Consider the following 16,712-nt stretch of genomic DNA (forward strand, 5'->3'; position numbering starts at 1 on the left):
TTTTCTATATAGACACTATGCTGAGTCCAGCAATACCAGCCCGTCCTGAACGCTATAAATATCCCCTTTCATATTGTAGGGGATGATCGGCAGCTTTTCCCAACTCTCATCTATCACATTGTCGAACTGGTCTCGTGTCACATTACGGCGCCAGACATGTAGATAAAGATCAGCAACGGCTAACCCATATCCTTCAAGGTAGGCCACATAATTCTCAGTGGCCGCAATTGACGAAATATCGCTCATATCAGGCTCTAACGGATCTATGAGCCGCGCAATCTCTGTATCGGTGGCAAGGTCGAAAACAAACAGATAATTTTGGGTGCCTGCGGCTTCTCGGCCATACGCATACAGACGGTCTGCCGCGACCGCCAATGACCATGCTAGCGCGGCATCAGTCATAAGGGTTACAACAGCCGGCGACGTTGCAAGCCCCAAATTGTGGCCAGTTAACTTTGGCGGATGCTCCGCATCCAGGTCGCTAGTCAATATGTAGATCCTAGATGTAGACGCAGCTAAAGCCGCTATCCCTTCGCTGCTGTCGACCAGTTGCGGATCTATAGTTTGGGCAAGCGCTCCACCAAACGTATACTGCTTAACCCGCAAATCAAGTATTGTCCCATGCGGAATGAATAGAAACTCGTCGCTTACAGCGATTCGGTTGCCGAAATTACTGTCATAGCCAACCAGTTGGGTATTGTTTTCTTTGATGCGTGTGCCGCTGGTAGCGTGTCGCTCCACATAATAGAAATTGCCATCCCTATACTTCATTGTCTCAAGCAGCGTTGCGCCGTCACCAAAGTCGTAGAGGTCATCGATAAGGTGCGCCGACATATCAAATCGACGAATACGCCCAGGACGCACAAAGACTGTCGATCCCCGGCCGTCAAGTAGGTGTGCGGTAAAGGTCAATTCCGGATCTGCCTGACCTTCGCTCGGCGCTCCGAGCGCGCCACTGACTTTAGACGGCAATGCGCCTTTATCATCAGCAGCCCCCAGCCTTCCGCGCCGCCGGGGATGCCGTATCAGTGCGTTAATGTCTCGCTGTAGCCGGTTTGGCATTATACAGACAGCTCCTGCAGGTTATTCGTCGCTAGGCTCAGTTCGGTTGATACTCCCAACGTCGCAGTAGCATCTTGCACGCGGACATGGACCGGCAACGCATTGGCCACACCACTAAGCAATTGCGTCCCAAGGTTCAACGAGGAGCCGGCAGTGGCCGAGTCTAACCCCCCCGAGGACAAAGCCAGCTTAACCTCCGTCGCTTCATGCCCATCGCCTGGGTTGGCGTCAGCAATGCTCAACACGATCTGATCAACTCCAGGACTGGTCGCAGCTTCGAATTTCTTGCTGGCCTCCACGCTGCCAATATAGATCACTGTATCGACCGGCCCCGTAGAGCCGTCGACCTTTTGATTAACTGACAGCTTAAGCAACTCAGTTGTCAATCCGGAATCAGCATAGGCTTTTAAAGTTATCGCCATGTTTACACCGTAATGGTTAACAAATCTTGAGGGATATAGACCGTCGCAGAGAGTTCGAAGTTGTACTCTAAGGGGTCTCGCGTCGCAGCTGGGATCTCCGGCGTTGCGATCGCAAACTTTGCGTTGTACAGATTGCTTCCGATGTAGGGAGCCGTCATGTTACCCACATAGCCGGTCCAAGCATCATTTTCGACAAGCGAGTACTGCTGACCTCCAATGTGATTGCCGAGGATCGTTAGGCCGATAGGTGCGGCCGCCCCGCCAATCGAAAACTCGTCAAGCTCGTATAGAGCATCGGCGTTTTGAGCCTTTACCCGATAACAAGCCAGCTCTATCTCAGTAAGCGCGGCGCCCGTGTCCAGGTTAAGGTCGTGACGCACGCGGCGGACTTTGCCTTTGGCCTCCACCTGAATGGACAGCAAATGCATATAGTCGCTACGTTCTGCAACTGGATTGATAGGCATGGTAAAGGTCACTGAGTTCTGCCGATGGCTACCAAGGATATCCTTCACCGCTTTTTGATAGGCGCAGTTGACGGCCGCTTGAAGTGCATCGTAATCACTCAAAACCCATACCTTATCAAGCCCGACGTAACTGGTTGCGCCTGGCGGGTCCACCAAAAAGGAGTCAAACTCTGTAACGGGATTGTCGAAATCGAGCACTATATTCTCGGTCTGTGTAATCGCTCCGATTACGGCAATCTCCGCCGGCGTTGACACTGTGAGCGCATAACGCTCCGTCAAGGTCTGGTCCCATCTGGTCGCAATAACGAAGTTAGCCCCGAGCGCCAGATACTGCCGGAGCTGTTCATCAATAATCCAGTTTGTCCCCTTACCGCCTCCCAGGCTGATATAGCCGGATTCCGGCTGCAGCGTGTAAGAGACCGCGCCCTTAAGTGACCATCCCGTGCCACTGACAGCGCCCTCAATCATGTCGCGGTTTGGGAGCGTGTGGTTTTTGGTCGTCAGAAACTCCAGAAATGTAAAAGGCGCGTTCCACTGGTACGCATGAGAGCGTTCGCGCAGGACTGGATATCTGTAATCGATAAATATTTTAACTTCGTTAAGTAGGTCGCGACGGCTTGCAAGCACCACATCAACAGAGTCGGTAATATACTGGCTGTCGATTAACTCATGCTCTTCTGCAGGCGGAGCCCACGATGACAATACAGGGACGCCATTCACATCCAGATCATAGCTAGCCGGGATAGTGGACAGGACATCCTCGAAGTACTGCGTAATCGTGGTGTATCCGTCAAAAACGTGGTCACTATACGCGCCGCCCAGCGCATCAACCATCGGCACAGACAGCCGCTCAATGTGTTCCTGGCGGTTGTCCGTGCAAGTCAGGCTAAATATGCCGTCGCCCATGCTGTACTCAGACACATCGACCAAGCCCCGGAACAGTCTAAATTCGCTCCCACCCTCCAAATAGAAGATCTCAACAGCGGCGCCCAAGTACTGATCTGGATCGATGACGCCGGACTCCGGGACAAAGGTGAACTGCGCAACCCGCGCGGAGTCTTCCTCCGCCTCGATCGAGATTGTTCCGATAATCCGATCGGACACATCCACACCTGCCATCCGCAATGAGAATGACCAGGCTGTCGAATTAAGGTCGCCATAAACGTTGACAGCCAGCGGGAGCGTCATGCTGTCCACGTCATAGACATCAATGCGAACAGGCAAAGACAAAGCACCCGTGTCCAATGTCACATCGATCTCGACAGGCAGGCTGTAGCTACCTGTCGCAGGACCGACTGTTATTTCAAGCGGCAGATTGTAACTGCCCAGCTCGATAACGGGAGGATCGCCAACAATTTGATCGCCGACCAACTGATTGACTTCGGTACTATTTAGCGCCCGACTCCAAACGCCAACGTCATCAACAATCCCGTTCCAGTAGTAGTTAGCCGATGAACTATAAGTTTCGTCATCTGACACCCCCAATGCGCCGCCAAACACCGCCAAATAGGGATCAAGGACTTTATCCGAGGCGACATTTCCGATAAATGTCCCATCGACGTAAAGGTGCAGTCCTGCCGCGTCCTTAACCAGCGTGAAGTCATGCCATTCGTTTAGTGATATGGCACTTGTCCCGACAACTTCCTCAAGCTGCGTGGCCCCAAACGGATAGTTAAGATCACTAACGCCAATGCCGATATACCGCATTGTTAACGCATACTGCCATTCCCCGCCGTCATTCAATCCTTTGAGATAGGCGCGGACGCGAAGGGTCCAATTGGTGAAGGATGTCGGCGAGGTTGTTACAGGCCTGAATATGTAGCCTATCGCACCCTCGCGCGTATTGTCGTGATAGGTTACATCGCGCCCTCGAAACAATGGCGTTTCGACAAGGGATTCATTGAGCTGACCTTCGGTGTAAGTATCATTTGGGTTAAAAAGCTCGGCGTTTAGACCTGATCCCACATGATCGGTCAGGTCGCCGTACTCATCCACTTTCCAATAGTGGATCATTCCGTCGGCTAAGGCCTCCGACGCGGTATCATAAACCCCCATTTACACCTGCTCCCCTACCATTTCCCATGACGTTGTAATGCCAGCCATGTCGGTGCTTTCCGCCGGCGGATCGGCGAAAATTAAACTCATAATCGGAAACCAAAACACTTGATAGAAGGACGCACCGGCAACCGGTGTGATAGTGCAGTCACCACTAACCGCGACTGAAAGATCTGCATCCTGCCGGCTCCCATCGACCATGATCGCATGCGCATAGGGCGTATAATCAACCTCCGCCCTGCGATCTGTATCAGCCCCAATATTGATATCGCCGACGCCGCCCACTTTCGAAAACGGAGCGATGCTTGCCAGCAACACGGCGCCAGAAAAGTCCACGGATTGAAGGCCGGGCGGATACCATCCCGACCCGCTGACAGTTACGCGGTATTTGCCCGACCAGAGCGTCTGCTTGATCGCTGTTGCAGACGGCCCGATCCGGTGCATCGCTGAACGCTCAAGGCGCTGATAGCTCACGCTGAGGTCTAACCGTGCATCAATTGGGATCTCAACTCCGTCGATAATCAAACTCATGTCTGCTTACGCCCTGTTTTGAGTGCCTGAATTTGCACCGCGCGGCGCAGATCTTTGGTAGTGTTTGAGTCAGCTGTCATGGAGTAGCTGCGACCATCCAAGTTAAGCGTTACCGAGTTACCTGACGGCGCCGGCGCTTTTGTCTGCACCAGTCCGCCAGTCGCAAAAGCCGGCAGGCGTCGCCTGCGTAATTCGTCGAAGAAGTCGCGCCCAAAGTACCGGACCACATTCGCAGGCATGACATACTCACCATTAGACAGGCGCGCCAATATGCTGTCGCTCGTGGCTGTACCCGGCCCTCTGATAAAGCCGCCTTGCGCAAAGCCAGGCGCGTTAACGTCGCCACCATCGAGATCAATCCCGCCAGGCTGCTGGAGCACCACGGGCACGACAATCGGGTTTTCGCGGACAATCCGCTTTATGTCTTCGATCAACGCGCGCGCGCCTTCCAGGCTGCCGACCTCATCGAAGTCGAAGGTAATGGAGCTGATGAGGTTGATCTGTGACTGGATTTGTTGGACGGCCTTTTTGGCTTGGTCGATCGCCTTGGCGTTGGACGTTAACAAGCTGTTGGCGGCGCTTGTTTGCACTTCCTGCGCCTTTTTGAGTGCGCCTTCTAAAGCGATCCCGCTGGTTTCTCCCGCTTCAGCGATCTGCTCGACGATGTCTTTCGCCTTAAGAGACTCCTCGATCGCTTTTTCAAAGTTGCCCTTATCGAGTTCCTTTTGCGCCTTGCGGATCTGGTTAAACAAGTCGATGAAATTCAGGTCGCCGCTATCTTTTCCAGCGTTGCGGATCTTGTCGAAGGCAGCCCTAAACTCATCGCCGGCTTTCTGAACCTTGCTTGCTGACCGATCAAGCGACTTTTCCGACTCGGCAAGTATCTTCTTCTGCTGAACCAGGTAGCTATTTAAAGCCGCCAGTTCATTTTTAAGCAGCCGGTCTATCTGCTGGTTGTAGTAGGCCCTGGCGCGAACTGCCGCTGACAGCCCTTTCGTCTGACTGTCCGCCGCGTCCTCAGTGGCCTCAGCAATGTCCTTAGATGCCTGCTCTATCTTCTTGTTGATCTCATCCATGCTGGTATCAACTGAGTCGATAAAGTTGGAGATGATGACCTCTAATGCCACCAGCAGAGCACCGACAATAGTGGCTATTTTCAACCCACGTAACGCCAAGGTCAGGGCGCCTACACCCCGCGCAGCGACCAGCGACGCAGCGCCAACCGTATACAGTGTATTCGCAAAGGTGGCCAGCTTGATCGCGACGAGAACCTTCGCCATGGTCACCGCCGCCTCGACGATCGTGTCGAAGTTTTCGGCCAGGAACAGAGCGCCATCAGCCAGCTTATCAAGCTGCGGCGCCAAGCGTATGACCGCCGCCGTAAGCTTGAGCTGGAGAGTTTTGCTGACGATCGTCAGTTGATCGTTCAGGTTTTCCGCGTTTCGCAGTACTTCTTCCGGGATGATGATCCCGAGGTCATCGGCCTGCTTTTTCAAGTCCTGCAACTTGTCGCCGATTTGGACCAGCGCCACCCCCTCAGAGTCAAACAACTTCATGGCCAAAGCGTTGCGGATAGTGACGTCTTCGACCTTGGCCAACTTGTCGATCGCCTCGTCAAAGACTTCATTTACCGGGCGCAGGCTACCATCGAGGTTGGCGACATTGATCTGTAAGGCCTTGATCGCGTCCTTAGCCTCTCCTGTACCCTGCGCAGCCTCTCCAATCCGACGCCCGAATCGCTGAAACGCTTGGTCGAATGTTGTCGTGGCCACGCCGGAAAGCTCCGCCGCGAAGCGATACCGCTGCAATTCATCCGTCGCGAGACCAAGCCGGAGAGACGTTTTTGCAATGTTATCAGCAGCAGATACAGCGCTTTTCGCCAAAGCCGTCAGGCCTCCACCACCTAAAGCGATCCCGCCCAAAGTGGTGACAAGGCCGGCCGTTTTGTTGGCTGCAATCTGCGACGACAGAGCCACGCCTTCCATGTCGCGCCGGATAGCAGTGAGACCTTTTGCACTTACATTTCGCACGGACGTCGACAGCCTGTCAGCGCTGCCGCTCGCAAGCTTTGCCGCGGCGTTAATTGCAACGATGTCGCTTCGCACCCGCGCCAAATTGTCTGCAGAGTCGCTAACACCACGCAGCGCCACCACCAGGCTTTTCGTTCCGCCGGCAGCTCGCTTGGCGGCCCCAGGAATTGAGTCAAACTCACCAGTTATCCGGACAAACCCCTTGCCGGCGGCATCAGCCATCTGGTTGACAGATTTCTTAAGGGCCTTGGTGGCGACGTCTAGTTCGCGCTTGAAATCAGCGTTATCGCCCACGAGCCGGAGCTTGACGTCACTCATTCTTCGAATGCTCCTTTACTGCGGCCACATAAATTGACCATGGATAGGTAAGGACATTGGCATGCCCTAGCGCCACCAAACGAACAATATTGGTTTCTAGATCCCGTATTATTCGCCGGGGAGTTGAATGCGGACGTCCGCGCCGATCACGGCCGCCCGGAACTGAAAAAAAAGCGGGTTAGCCTCTTTGCATTTATCGATAACCTTAACCAATTCGCGCGGGGTGAACTGGTTAAGCTCGCTAACGTCCAAAGTGGTCATGAACGCAATCTCAGACGTGATCATCTGTTGCTCTTGAAACAGAAGGCCGTCGACGAGATTCGTTTGATTAGAACTTGCCATCATGGTCAGCCACTCCCGGATATCACCGACAGTCAACTCCCTGACGGCTATCTCCCTTTCACGCACTGTCACTGAGTAGGTCATAAGCCCTCGATGGTGTTACGCCGCTACTTTCTGCGTCCGGCGGAAGTATTGGGATTTGGTGGTTTTGCTGGAGTCGATCAACACCGAGCCGGAGATATCAAACGAAGCGAAGTCGTCAGAGATTACGCCAACCTCTTGGGCCGGAGACGGCTTGAACTTCCAGATATCGATGATAAACGGGAGACCACTTTGCGCATCGTTCACGCCATCAATGATCATTTCGAAGGTTTTGCCGGAGTTTTTCAGCGAGTCTACATAGGTAGCGGCAGCTTTGGTGTAATCAATCTCCAACGCCGTCGCATCAGCAATGCCCCCACCTTCTACAATCTCGATACCGGCTGCAGTGATTGTGTAGTCAGTGCCTTCCGCTAAAACCGTAGGACCTGCAGTATCAGTAACCGTCACGGTTTGAGTCGTGTCGATCATAAACGCGGTTCGCAGCAATCCTGAGTCTTTTCCGGTCACTGCCTCGGCAGCAACAGCGGCGCTTGCCTCTGTAGAGGTATCCCCGTAGAGCACCATCGCCAGGTTGGCGCTGTTAAAGTCGTGCAACGTCAGCGCAAGGCTTACCGCTGTAATTCGTTCCAGTTTGTTCGCCTCGCCACCGCCACCACGATAGTTACGAAGCGACTGCGACTCAGAATCAATACCAAAGTTAGCCGCCGAAATATTGCCAAGCTCGTAAAACGGTCCTGTCGTGCCCGCTTCACGCACCCAAAACTTGCCAGATCCAATATAGGACTCGTCTCTGTAACCCATTATTTACACTCCGCTTATAGACTACTGTGCCGCTGCACATGAGGAATTCTGAATGTCACCATGGCAATTACCACGGCGCCGCTGTCTGATGATTCAATGCCGGACGACTCCGCGAAAACTCGGTCTATCCTGGCAAGTCCTGTTAAGTAAGTTTTGTCTTTAAGTACTGCGCGGCGAATATCCTGCTCCAACTTCATGGCTTCGCGTTGCGCGTTCTGGCTGGTCAGGCGTTTATGAGCCTCGACCAAGACAGAAAGCTCGTCGAGCTGCGCGTGTGGCGATTGATCCGCGATAGTCTGCCCAGCATAGGCAACCACCGCCGTCACGCCCTCATCAAGGTCGTCATTGCTGACGTTGTAAGGCGCTTCTTCGACGTGAGAGATAGTGTTTTCATATTCTCCGCCAGCGACAACAGCGCCAAGCTTAGTCACGATCGCTTCTATGATTGCCTCTGCCGTCATCGCCTGCCCCTGCTTTGCCTCAAATACCGGTTGATCTCTTTTTGCATCTGATCACTGATATATGGATCGACCTGCTCGCCGACATTGCCTTTCACGTTTTGGTATACCTGGGAAATTGACGGCGCATAGCGGACATTAATTTTCCGATTACCCGTCTTATAGCGCGGCCAGCGCCCGCCCTGTTTTGGCTGCGCTACTGCGATCGCCTCCACCCGGCGATTACCGGCTTTAAGCGTTGTAACAAAGCCACCGCGAATAAGCTTCGCCCCGCCTTTTTTCACGCGCACTTTCACCCCACGCTTTAAAACCCGATGCGGGTAACGCGTCATAAGCGTTCCCCTGCGCGGCGTCTTGATTTCCGCCGCCAAGCGATCCGGGTTTGCCTTAATAAGCGTCATACGCTCTTTGACGTAGTTAAGCTTCAGGTTAACTTGGCCCCGGATCTCGCGGTTAGACAACGTTGCGGCTTTTGACAGCCCCTTGTTCAGAGCCCGCACAGTCATCAGGTCGGCTTCTTTCTTGAGCCCCTCTAACTGCCTGATGGCCGTATCAGCGCCCTTGATATCGAGCTTAAACTTCATTGCTCTTTAAGCCTGTATGCCGCCACGAATCGGTTTTTCCGCACCTCATCGCCCAAAACATAGCTACCGCCAGACTCCATCACTAACGCCTGACCTTTGCGGGGCGTAATTTCGGAAAGAAGGAACTCAGCGACCTGTTCCCGGACGTGTGAGATAGACTCATAGCCGACCAACTGGACCACCTCCTCTTTCACGATGGCGTTACAGTCAACGCCAGCCAGAGCGCCAGGCTCCGCGCGATGCGCAAAGACATCAGCAATCATTTGGCCGGCGTCGTCTGGAAACCCCATTAGTCGTCGTCGCCGACGTTGACCTCCGGCGCCGCCGGCTTAGGAATAACTGATTCCAGAGCCTGCTCGCGTTTACTTACCCACGCTTCGCTTGCCTCAAATTCGGTGCCGGCAGGGATTACATGACGCCCTTTTTGATCGATGTCGACGATGCGATGCTTAGCCTTCACCTTGACCTTTTTTGCAGCCATAGTGTTCTCCAGTAATTGAGTTTGGTTAGGATTTCAGCGACGAGAAAGGGAGGGGAGCCGCCTTATAGTACTTTGATTTTTGCTGTTCCGTTGATGCGCTTCGGCACAGTCAGAGGAGAGCTTTGTGTCATGAGATATTCAAGAGGAGGATCTTTTTCTGCCCAGTTTTTCGGGAAGTAGCGTGCAGGCATATAGCCCGCCTCACCATCAAGAATAGCGCCAAACGCCTGAACGCCTTCCACTGCCATTGAAACCAAGATAACTTCGTCATCAGGGATGTACAGTTGCTGCGCTCCGCCCTCGTCGGTGTAATAGCCTTGATAACTCCAAACTTCTGGTCCTGCAGACCCCAAACGGCCTTTGTAATCAGCCAAATTAACAGTTGGAGCAGTCTCAAGCTGAGTAGAGCTACCACGGCGGGTTTCAATGAGTTCCTTGATGTCTGCGTGCTTCATAAACGCGTTAATAGCTCCACGCCCACCAATCACGTAGTTGCACGGCGCTTTCATGAGCGCAAAAATATCTTCCAGATCCTCTTTGGGTGTGGACGTGCTCTGATCCCAAGCAGCCGCCCCACCTGATACATCCACCGTCAAGTTAGGGTCGCGTCCAAAATCAACGACTGATGTCGGATACTTCTCACCTGATACAATGATCTGACCAGTACGCAAAGCAGAAGCCGCCATCCACTCCATACGCCGATCAATTGAATCCATTTGGCTATTTAAAATGTCAGCTCGAATGGCGTTCATTCGTTGGGCTGGCGTTAAAGTTCCGCCAATAGGCTCTCCCGCTCGACGCTTCAACGGGCGGTTTGGCAGTACAGGTGTTTTAGGTTTGATGTAGGCTGCCTTGAATTTTTTCAGAGTTGATCCGCGCTCTTTCATCACCTGCCCAGCTACAAGAGGGCTGACGAATGGAGCAATGCGGACGTCTTCATCAATGGCATCGAAGTCGATCTCATCCGTATCGAACATTATTTCTTCGGTGAAAAACAAGCTCAACAGAAACGGAATATTCCGGTCCATTTCCTGCATTACCGAAAGGAGCGTTGAAGTTTCATAGCTCATTAATTTGTCTCCAAAACTGTTTATCTATCAGGACAGCGTTGCTTCCGCCGTCGAGTTAATAGGCTGTTTTCAATGTGATCGGCGTTTTATCAAACGCCGCCGCTTTTTGGAGATCGGTATAACCCGCGCCCCAGGTCAAAGCCGCTTGATCAAAATCGCCACCAGTGTAATAAGCACACGTTGCGGCACCGGAAGCTGCGTCTACGTCAAAACCCAGGATGCCGATAGGCACCTCAGAGCCGTCTCCGGCCGCCGCAGCGGCCATTTTTAGCTCACCCGTTGCCGTTACGCGGCCCACAACAGTCCCGCGCGTCCGATTCTCACCGCTTGCAAGGATGCCTGACGCGGTCGAAACCAGTCCGCCAAGCAACAGGGTGTCCGGTGTATAGACTTCAGTCTCTGATCCTGCATGATCCATGTACTATGCCCTCTCGTTAATGGTTTGCATTCGCTACGGTTACGCGCTGCGCTTGGCTTTACCTGTCGCTGCTCGGAAATCAGACAGGATGGTTGCAGCTTCGTCCTGCTTGTCGCCTGTAGGATTTGATGTGTCCGCGCCAACTTTCGGCTGCTCAGTGTTGCCCATCGCTGCATCAAGCAGCCCCTGCGGCACACTTCCGGACGCCGCAGTTTTCGGCGCCTTATCGAGCGCCGCTGACGCTTGATCTGCTGGCATGCTGGTTTCAAATGCGAAGTATTCGGCCAGCTCGCGACGTTCTGCGGCGGCTTCGCTTTGTAGGATTGATTTAATCCGTCCACGCTCCTCAGTAGCAGCTTGTGTGCGCTCTTTGGCAACGTCGGCGACGGGTTGCGTTTGTTCGGTTGTCATGTAAACGACCCCTTTTTTACTGTTGGTTTTCAAGTACTCACTGAAGATGCCGACGGCTTCGTGACCGTTGACGATTTCGTGGGCAAAGCCGACATCAATCGCACCCTGCCCACGGTATACTTGGGCCTCGGTAGACATTACCGCCTCAATCGATAGCCCGGTGTTGGTTGCAACTATCCCCGCGAACTGTTCGCGGAGCGTGTGCATCTCTGCTTGAAAGCGAGATAGCGTTTCCTCCGGCAGGTCTTCGTAGGGATTACCCTCTGCCTTGTACTTGCCGGAATAGATCAGCGTGACTTTACGCCCCATGGCCGCAAGCTCTTCCTGCCGGCTGACGTGAGCCATGATCACGCCCACGCTACCGGCAACGCCTGATTGCGTAATCAGGCGGCGGCTGGTGGCGCTTGCGATCGCGAAACATGCGCTGCAGGCCATGTCATAAGTAAGCGACCAGATAGGCTTTTGCTTCGCATAAGCGGCGATCATGGCCGTTGTGTCAAAACATCCAGCAACCTCACCGCCAGGCGAATCCATATCAAGCAATATTCCCCTTACTTCTGGGTCGCCGATCGCATCGTCTATGCGCGCAATCAATCCGTCGTAACCGGTCATGCCGCTGGTCGGTCGTAAGTAGCCGAACTTATGGACCAGCGTTCCCGATACAGGAACAATCGCGACCCCATCCACGACCTGGTAAGGGCGTTCGCGCGTTCGGTTTGGCCCATAACTGGCCGCCTTTGAACGCATTTTTTCGCCCAATATCACCTCGCCGTCTGGGGCTTTGATTTCGACGATATCCAGACGACCACTCAGAGCAGAGAAGAAGGTCTTTGCGTAAGCTGGCTCAACCGCCAAAGGGGTGTTGAACACCCGACTGGCCAAGTTCGCGTAATTTGTATTTGCTGGCATGGAGACTCCATAAAAAAACCCGCCGGCGGCGGGTCTGTTTCTAGGCGGCTTCGCGTTCGTCCGGAGCCATGTTGTTTACTCGCATCCAAGACGGCGGAGGCAAGCCAGCCTCTTGGCGTTCGCGGACCTCTCGGATCTGTTGCTGGAATATTTCCTGATAGTCTTCGCCCATCAACGCCAGCTCTTTTTCGTAGGTCGACAAACCGCTGTCGATTCGCAGGACTGCTTCTTTGACTTCCTTCAATCCGTCGATCGCGACGCGGCCGGAACCGATCCAAGTGCAGTTACACCAGGACGCCTTTCCATCGTAGAAGGATTTCGCGCCCTTCGGCGGCACGATCACGCCACGGCTGAAGGCTTCTTCAAGCCACAACGCGAATATCTTTGTCGCAAACCGGGCGGCAATCACCTTCCGGCGCCCCATGAAGTAACGCCACCCGTCAAGCATCGAGGCGCGAGCCGAGCTATAGGTGGTTTTGCTGTAATCGCGCGCCAACGCCTCAAACGGAACGTTCAAGCCCGCAGCAATCCAGCGCAATATACTGGCTTCCAGCTCCGCAAACCCGTTGTCCGCATTTGAGGACGTCATCAGGTTAAGCTTTTCGCCTGGCATCAAGTGCGGGATCTTCACCCCATTCATACGGATGTTAGCGCCGGCGTGGTAGTCCAGCATGGACATCATCCATTTCTGCAGGACATCCTCGCCACCATCGCCACCGATGATTTCAAAGGCGGCAGAGCTATCCATTTCGGATTCGATGACGGCGGCATACATGGCGTTAACGATGGCGTTTTGGAGTTTGGTGTGCTGGAGCTTGCCCAGCATGTGCATTTGCTCCATCACCGCCAAAAAGCGGTTCGCGCCACGGGTTTGACCGTCCTCGGTTGGCTCAAATACATGGAGAAACTGTTCGCGCCCCCAGCTTGTTTCTCGCGGGATCTCGCGCCAGGTACTGCCCATGCCATCGCCAAACATATAACCAGGCACGGAAGTATCTCGAACGTTGTACGATCTCGCCGCACCGTATCTGTCGACATTAACGCCCCCGCGCAAACGGTTGGTGTCCATCAGATTATGAGGATTACTCACCCGATGTGGAGTAATGGTTTTTATGCACGTTTTGAAAAGGCTGCCAGGACGGTATTCCCATTCCGCCGAGGCCATTATTTCGCCCTTAGTCGTATGGGTCGCAATCGCTTCGCGAATCAGCATCGTAAAGGTACGCTTGCGCTCCGCATCGAGGTAGCAATGCACGTCATCTTCTGCGTATTCCGTCCAAGCCTGCTCAATATCCCGCGCTAGGCTGGCCGCATCTTCTTCTGACATCCCTAGCCGTTGCCAGCGTGGCTTGTATGACAAGCGGAACAGGTGACCGACGATGTTATCAACATGGAGTTGCACACCGTTTGACGCAATACCGTGATTCCGCGCGAGGTCATCGGCGCGCGCATTGCCCATTTTCAGGGTCGGTAACAGGGCGGCGTCTGCCGTTTGGGCCATCGGATTCCAATTGACCAACTGGTTGCCGAAGCCTGCGCCCGCGCCGGTATATACCGACGACATTGGCCGGCCTTTCGCGTCTAAAATCCGCACACTGGTGTCGTTCATCCAGTTACCCCCGCAGGCCCGCGCCGGCTGCGCGTCGTCAGACCGAGTTGTGACTCAAGATCTGCGATGTATGCGCGCAGCTTTGCTGCGTCCGCCGGCTTGTAAGTAGCACTGTAGTTGTCGTGTTGGACCTGCACGACTGATTGCCCGGTCAGGAGCTTGTTTAACGCTGCGCGTGCGGCGTCTAAATCTGCTTGCGTAGCCATCAGGTAGCCCTCTGTCCTAATGATCCCCATCCTCCAGACTTACTTTCGCCTGCTTGCTTGACTGATACGCCAGCAGACGGCTTTTCATCCGGTTGGGTCGGTATGGTTATTGGTGATAGCAGGTCTACCTGCTTCAAATTCGCCTCAATATTGTCCCAGTCAGCTGGCTTTTTGAGCTGTATTCGCAGCACTCTTGCCGCGTGTAGCGCGTAAACTTCGCAGTCCAACGCTTCGTTCCGAACGCCGGCCTTCTTTTGCCAAACCTTTTTACCAAGTTGGCGCCGACTGGGCGCTTTAATCTCGCTTAGTACCTGCGCGTAATAGTCTGAGCGCACGTCTTTATAGTTGTGCATTCGACCAGGACCAATCCCGCTCAATTTCAGGCGCGCAGATATCAGGTCTTTCGCCTTTTGCGTACCGACGATATAGACCTGCAGGCCATATTTAGAGGCCTTTGTCTGGCTGTTCACGTCCACTTTGCGGGGAGGCGTGACAATCTCGCGATCACTGGCTTGCTTAGTGTTCTCCGAGTCGCCCTTGATCGCCATAATCTTCGCGCCGAGCTTTTTCCGACTCCGGACATAGTGGTAAACGGCGTCATTCGTGGCGCCGTCTGAACTATCAATGCCGGTTGCAGAGATTCGCAGGCCAGCGCCGGACGCATGCTCATAGACCCCGAATAAAAACGTATCCAGTTCTTTCCAAACTGCATCGTTTTTATCGGTACAAGCCGTTTGCGCAGCCAGCTCGCCCCAATAAACGAGGAAGCTTTCTTCGCCTCGGCCCCACGCCCGAATGATGACAGCCAGACGATCATGCTGGACGTCAACGCCCATCGTCAGAATCAGTCCGCCGGTAGGTATGCTTTTCTCTGGATACTCCAGCGCTTTGGCTTCGAGTTCATCCTCATTGGCCGAGTCGGTTTCGTACTCATAAGACAAGCCCAAGGTGGAGTTCACGAAAACAATCATATCCCCGTCGTCGCCCTGCTCCTTCTTGTGCTTCGCCTCCAAGTATTTCGTCAGCAGGTTTGTAAACCGGGAGCCAGGGAAAGGTGCATACAGCTCGTTGACATAGAAGCCGGCGGTCCCTGAAAAATCAGCCTCAGCAACCCACACGCCGTTTTTAACGTTCCGGTTCTTCTGGTTGTCATTCCAAACGCAGGTGCAGTGCGGACACACATAAAACGCTGACTCGGGAATGATCTTCCCAAAGACTTCATGGCTGCGGCTTTCGTCCTCATCCCATCTGATATTGTCCCAAGACAGTACATGAGACTCGCCGCACTCATGGCAAGGGATGTAAAACTTGCGCTGATCACTGTTTTTGTAGCTTTCATCAACGCGAGAAACGCCTTTAACCGTAGGCGTCCCCCCGAATATCACTTTCCGGCGATCGTAAGTCTTGGCCCTTTCTTCAAGTAGCTTAATTGAGTCGCCCTGACCGAATACGTTCGTGTTGCAGTCGTCCGGTTCTTCAACGGCCACCACCGGGGCTGATGTCGACTTGACGTTATCCGGAGCGTTCGACGCAACGAGCGACAAAAACCCGCCGGGGAAGTTTTTCTGGTCCTGGCGGTTGCCGGCCTTGCGGCTGGTTGTAACGTCCACCAGATCCCGCAGCACAGGAGTAGCGGTGATCATCGGGTTGAACTTCTGATCCAAGTACTTCTTGATGGTCTTTTCCTTGGGGAATAGCAGCACAATAGGACAAGGATCAGTATGAATTCGGCGCCCCAAATAGTTATTCCAGAACCCGTCGGTGTAGGCGACCTGAGCTGATTTCTTTACAACCAGCTTTTTCACTTGGGGATCATCGACCGCGTCCATGATACCTTCAATCCAAGGCGTCAGACGGGTGTTATATTTCCCCGGGCGGGCTGACTGTTCTTTCGCAAGCCAACGATACTTATTCGCCCAATCCTTCGTCGTCATCTTCGGCGGAGGCTGAAACTTCAGCAGTGACTTCGCTATCACTCTCCGCGTATTGCTCACCAAGCGCCGCCAGGTGAGTGAGCGCCTGTCTAGAATGTTCGTCGAGAATGTCTGGTTCAACATCTATATCGTAACGAGCATCCAATTCGGTTTTTAAAATGTGATTGCTATCAAGCAAGGTTGTTTTGATAGCGGTGACGACCTGTTCAAGCAGCGCCTCCAGCTCACTTGCGGGCACCAACTCCCCGAGGTCACGACCTAAAGCCAAGGTCTCCCGCTCTGCCCTGATGCGGTCCAGTCTGTCGCGGGCTGATTCGAATTTCGCCCCGGATAACGCTCGATCCTTCAGGAAATTGAAAACGGCAACCGTGTCGTATTGATTCGAAGCCCCCCGCCCTGCATCCAACACAATCGGGAAATCGGGGTCTTTTTGATACTGCGTGAAGGTCCGCTCACTGATCCCGAAAATGTCAGCAAGTTGTTTCTTGTTTACCTTCACAATGCCCCCGAAATAAAAGGAAGGAAGGCTAAGGCCAACCTAAATCTGCAAAAAACGCGGACTCTA

At 53.7% G+C, this 16,712-nt stretch carries 18 protein-coding genes; all 18 read right to left on the reverse strand.

Features of this window, described 5'->3' with window-relative positions; all coding sequences use genetic code 11:
• Window positions 1–15 precede the first annotated feature (15 nt).
• The 18 genes from KP814_RS24345 to KP814_RS24430 all read right to left on the reverse strand — a co-directional run bounded on the left by KP814_RS24345 (window position 16) and on the right by KP814_RS24430 (window position 16,646).
• Window positions 16–1,062, reverse strand: coding sequence for a hypothetical protein (locus KP814_RS24345; protein WP_216739218.1), 1,047 nt, complete (start codon window positions 1,060–1,062; stop codon window positions 16–18).
• The gene (locus KP814_RS24350) at window positions 1,062–1,484 is read right to left on the reverse strand and encodes a hypothetical protein (RefSeq protein ID WP_216739219.1); all 423 of its coding nucleotides are present in this window, start codon (window positions 1,482–1,484) and stop codon (window positions 1,062–1,064) included. The genes KP814_RS24345 and KP814_RS24350 overlap by 1 nt, the downstream gene beginning before the upstream one ends.
• A gap of 2 nt (window positions 1,485–1,486) precedes the next feature.
• The gene (locus KP814_RS24355) at window positions 1,487–4,003 is read right to left on the reverse strand and encodes a LamG domain-containing protein (RefSeq protein ID WP_216739220.1); all 2,517 of its coding nucleotides are present in this window, start codon (window positions 4,001–4,003) and stop codon (window positions 1,487–1,489) included.
• Window positions 4,004–4,534 (reverse strand): hypothetical protein, encoded by a 531-nt coding sequence (locus KP814_RS24360; RefSeq protein ID WP_216739221.1) that lies wholly within the window; start codon window positions 4,532–4,534, stop codon window positions 4,004–4,006. It lies immediately after the preceding gene.
• Window positions 4,531–6,882, reverse strand: a complete 2,352-nt coding sequence (locus KP814_RS24365) for a hypothetical protein (protein WP_216739222.1) — start codon at window positions 6,880–6,882, stop codon at window positions 4,531–4,533. Before KP814_RS24365 ends, KP814_RS24360 begins: the two co-directional genes overlap by 4 nt.
• A 108-nt stretch (window positions 6,883–6,990) precedes the next feature.
• Window positions 6,991–7,308, reverse strand: a complete 318-nt coding sequence (locus KP814_RS24370) for a hypothetical protein (protein ID WP_216739223.1) — start codon at window positions 7,306–7,308, stop codon at window positions 6,991–6,993.
• A 15-nt stretch (window positions 7,309–7,323) separates the two neighbouring features.
• On the reverse strand, window positions 7,324–8,067 hold the full coding sequence (locus tag KP814_RS24375) for a hypothetical protein (RefSeq protein ID WP_216739224.1): 744 nt from the start codon (window positions 8,065–8,067) through the stop codon (window positions 7,324–7,326).
• A 14-nt stretch (window positions 8,068–8,081) separates the two neighbouring features.
• Window positions 8,082–8,528: a bacteriocin immunity protein gene (locus KP814_RS24380; protein WP_216739225.1), complete on the reverse strand. Its 447-nt coding sequence runs from the start codon at window positions 8,526–8,528 to the stop codon at window positions 8,082–8,084.
• Complete coding sequence (locus KP814_RS24385) at window positions 8,525–9,109, reverse strand: phage tail protein (RefSeq protein ID WP_216739226.1); 585 nt, start codon at window positions 9,107–9,109, stop codon at window positions 8,525–8,527. The genes KP814_RS24380 and KP814_RS24385 overlap by 4 nt, the downstream gene beginning before the upstream one ends.
• Window positions 9,106–9,399 carry a hypothetical protein gene (locus tag KP814_RS24390; RefSeq protein ID WP_216739227.1) on the reverse strand — a complete coding sequence of 98 codons (294 nt, stop codon included), beginning with the start codon at window positions 9,397–9,399 and terminating at the stop codon, window positions 9,106–9,108. Before KP814_RS24390 ends, KP814_RS24385 begins: the two co-directional genes overlap by 4 nt.
• Window positions 9,399–9,590, reverse strand: a complete 192-nt coding sequence (locus tag KP814_RS24395; RefSeq protein WP_216739228.1) for a hypothetical protein — start codon at window positions 9,588–9,590, stop codon at window positions 9,399–9,401. The genes KP814_RS24390 and KP814_RS24395 overlap by 1 nt, the downstream gene beginning before the upstream one ends.
• Window positions 9,591–9,652: 62 nt before the next feature.
• A complete protein-coding gene (locus KP814_RS24400) occupies window positions 9,653–10,660 on the reverse strand; it encodes a major capsid protein (RefSeq protein WP_216739229.1) in 1,008 nt (335 codons plus the stop codon).
• A 55-nt stretch (window positions 10,661–10,715) separates the two neighbouring features.
• Complete coding sequence (locus KP814_RS24405; protein ID WP_216739230.1) at window positions 10,716–11,078, reverse strand: head decoration protein; 363 nt, start codon at window positions 11,076–11,078, stop codon at window positions 10,716–10,718.
• Between the two features lie 39 nt (window positions 11,079–11,117).
• Window positions 11,118–12,398, reverse strand: a complete 1,281-nt coding sequence (locus tag KP814_RS24410; RefSeq protein WP_216739231.1) for a S49 family peptidase — start codon at window positions 12,396–12,398, stop codon at window positions 11,118–11,120.
• 40 nt (window positions 12,399–12,438) lie between these two features.
• A complete protein-coding gene (locus KP814_RS24415) occupies window positions 12,439–14,007 on the reverse strand; it encodes a phage portal protein (protein WP_216739232.1) in 1,569 nt (522 codons plus the stop codon).
• Window positions 14,004–14,243 carry a gpW family head-tail joining protein gene (gene gpW / locus KP814_RS33495; RefSeq protein WP_371824088.1) on the reverse strand — a complete coding sequence of 80 codons (240 nt, stop codon included), beginning with the start codon at window positions 14,241–14,243 and terminating at the stop codon, window positions 14,004–14,006. Before gpW ends, KP814_RS24415 begins: the two co-directional genes overlap by 4 nt.
• Window positions 14,213–16,147, reverse strand: coding sequence for a phage terminase large subunit family protein (locus KP814_RS24425; protein WP_216739283.1), 1,935 nt, complete (start codon window positions 16,145–16,147; stop codon window positions 14,213–14,215). The genes gpW and KP814_RS24425 overlap by 31 nt, the downstream gene beginning before the upstream one ends.
• A complete protein-coding gene (locus tag KP814_RS24430; protein ID WP_127971010.1) occupies window positions 16,122–16,646 on the reverse strand; it encodes a terminase small subunit in 525 nt (174 codons plus the stop codon). The genes KP814_RS24425 and KP814_RS24430 overlap by 26 nt, the downstream gene beginning before the upstream one ends.
• Window positions 16,647–16,712 lie beyond the last annotated feature (66 nt).

This window comes from Hahella sp. HN01 (genome assembly GCF_018986435.1).
Classification (GTDB): Bacteria; Pseudomonadota; Gammaproteobacteria; order Pseudomonadales; family Oleiphilaceae; genus Hahella.

Bases quoted from the DNA above. Each gene is read 5' to 3' on its own strand.
- KP814_RS24345 (WP_216739218.1), bottom strand. From the start codon at position 1,062: ATGCCAAACCGGCTACAGCGAGACATTAACGCACTGATACGGCATCCC.
- KP814_RS24350 (WP_216739219.1), bottom strand. From the start codon at position 1,484: ATGGCGATAACTTTAAAAGCCTATGCTGATTCCGGATTGACAACTGAG.
- KP814_RS24355 (WP_216739220.1), bottom strand. From the start codon at position 4,003: ATGGGGGTTTATGATACCGCGTCGGAGGCCTTAGCCGACGGAATGATC.
- KP814_RS24360 (WP_216739221.1), bottom strand. From the start codon at position 4,534: ATGAGTTTGATTATCGACGGAGTTGAGATCCCAATTGATGCACGGTTA.
- KP814_RS24365 (WP_216739222.1), bottom strand. From the start codon at position 6,882: ATGAGTGACGTCAAGCTCCGGCTCGTGGGCGATAACGCTGATTTCAAG.
- KP814_RS24370 (WP_216739223.1), bottom strand. From the start codon at position 7,308: ATGACCTACTCAGTGACAGTGCGTGAAAGGGAGATAGCCGTCAGGGAG.
- KP814_RS24375 (WP_216739224.1), bottom strand. From the start codon at position 8,067: ATGGGTTACAGAGACGAGTCCTATATTGGATCTGGCAAGTTTTGGGTG.
- KP814_RS24380 (WP_216739225.1), bottom strand. From the start codon at position 8,528: ATGACGGCAGAGGCAATCATAGAAGCGATCGTGACTAAGCTTGGCGCT.
- KP814_RS24385 (WP_216739226.1), bottom strand. From the start codon at position 9,109: ATGAAGTTTAAGCTCGATATCAAGGGCGCTGATACGGCCATCAGGCAG.
- KP814_RS24390 (WP_216739227.1), bottom strand. From the start codon at position 9,399: ATGGGGTTTCCAGACGACGCCGGCCAAATGATTGCTGATGTCTTTGCG.
- KP814_RS24395 (WP_216739228.1), bottom strand. From the start codon at position 9,590: ATGGCTGCAAAAAAGGTCAAGGTGAAGGCTAAGCATCGCATCGTCGAC.
- KP814_RS24400 (WP_216739229.1), bottom strand. From the start codon at position 10,660: ATGAGCTATGAAACTTCAACGCTCCTTTCGGTAATGCAGGAAATGGAC.
- KP814_RS24405 (WP_216739230.1), bottom strand. From the start codon at position 11,078: ATGGATCATGCAGGATCAGAGACTGAAGTCTATACACCGGACACCCTG.
- KP814_RS24410 (WP_216739231.1), bottom strand. From the start codon at position 12,398: ATGCCAGCAAATACAAATTACGCGAACTTGGCCAGTCGGGTGTTCAAC.
- KP814_RS24415 (WP_216739232.1), bottom strand. From the start codon at position 14,007: ATGAACGACACCAGTGTGCGGATTTTAGACGCGAAAGGCCGGCCAATG.
- gpW (WP_371824088.1), bottom strand. From the start codon at position 14,243: ATGGGGATCATTAGGACAGAGGGCTACCTGATGGCTACGCAAGCAGAT.
- KP814_RS24425 (WP_216739283.1), bottom strand. From the start codon at position 16,147: ATGACGACGAAGGATTGGGCGAATAAGTATCGTTGGCTTGCGAAAGAA.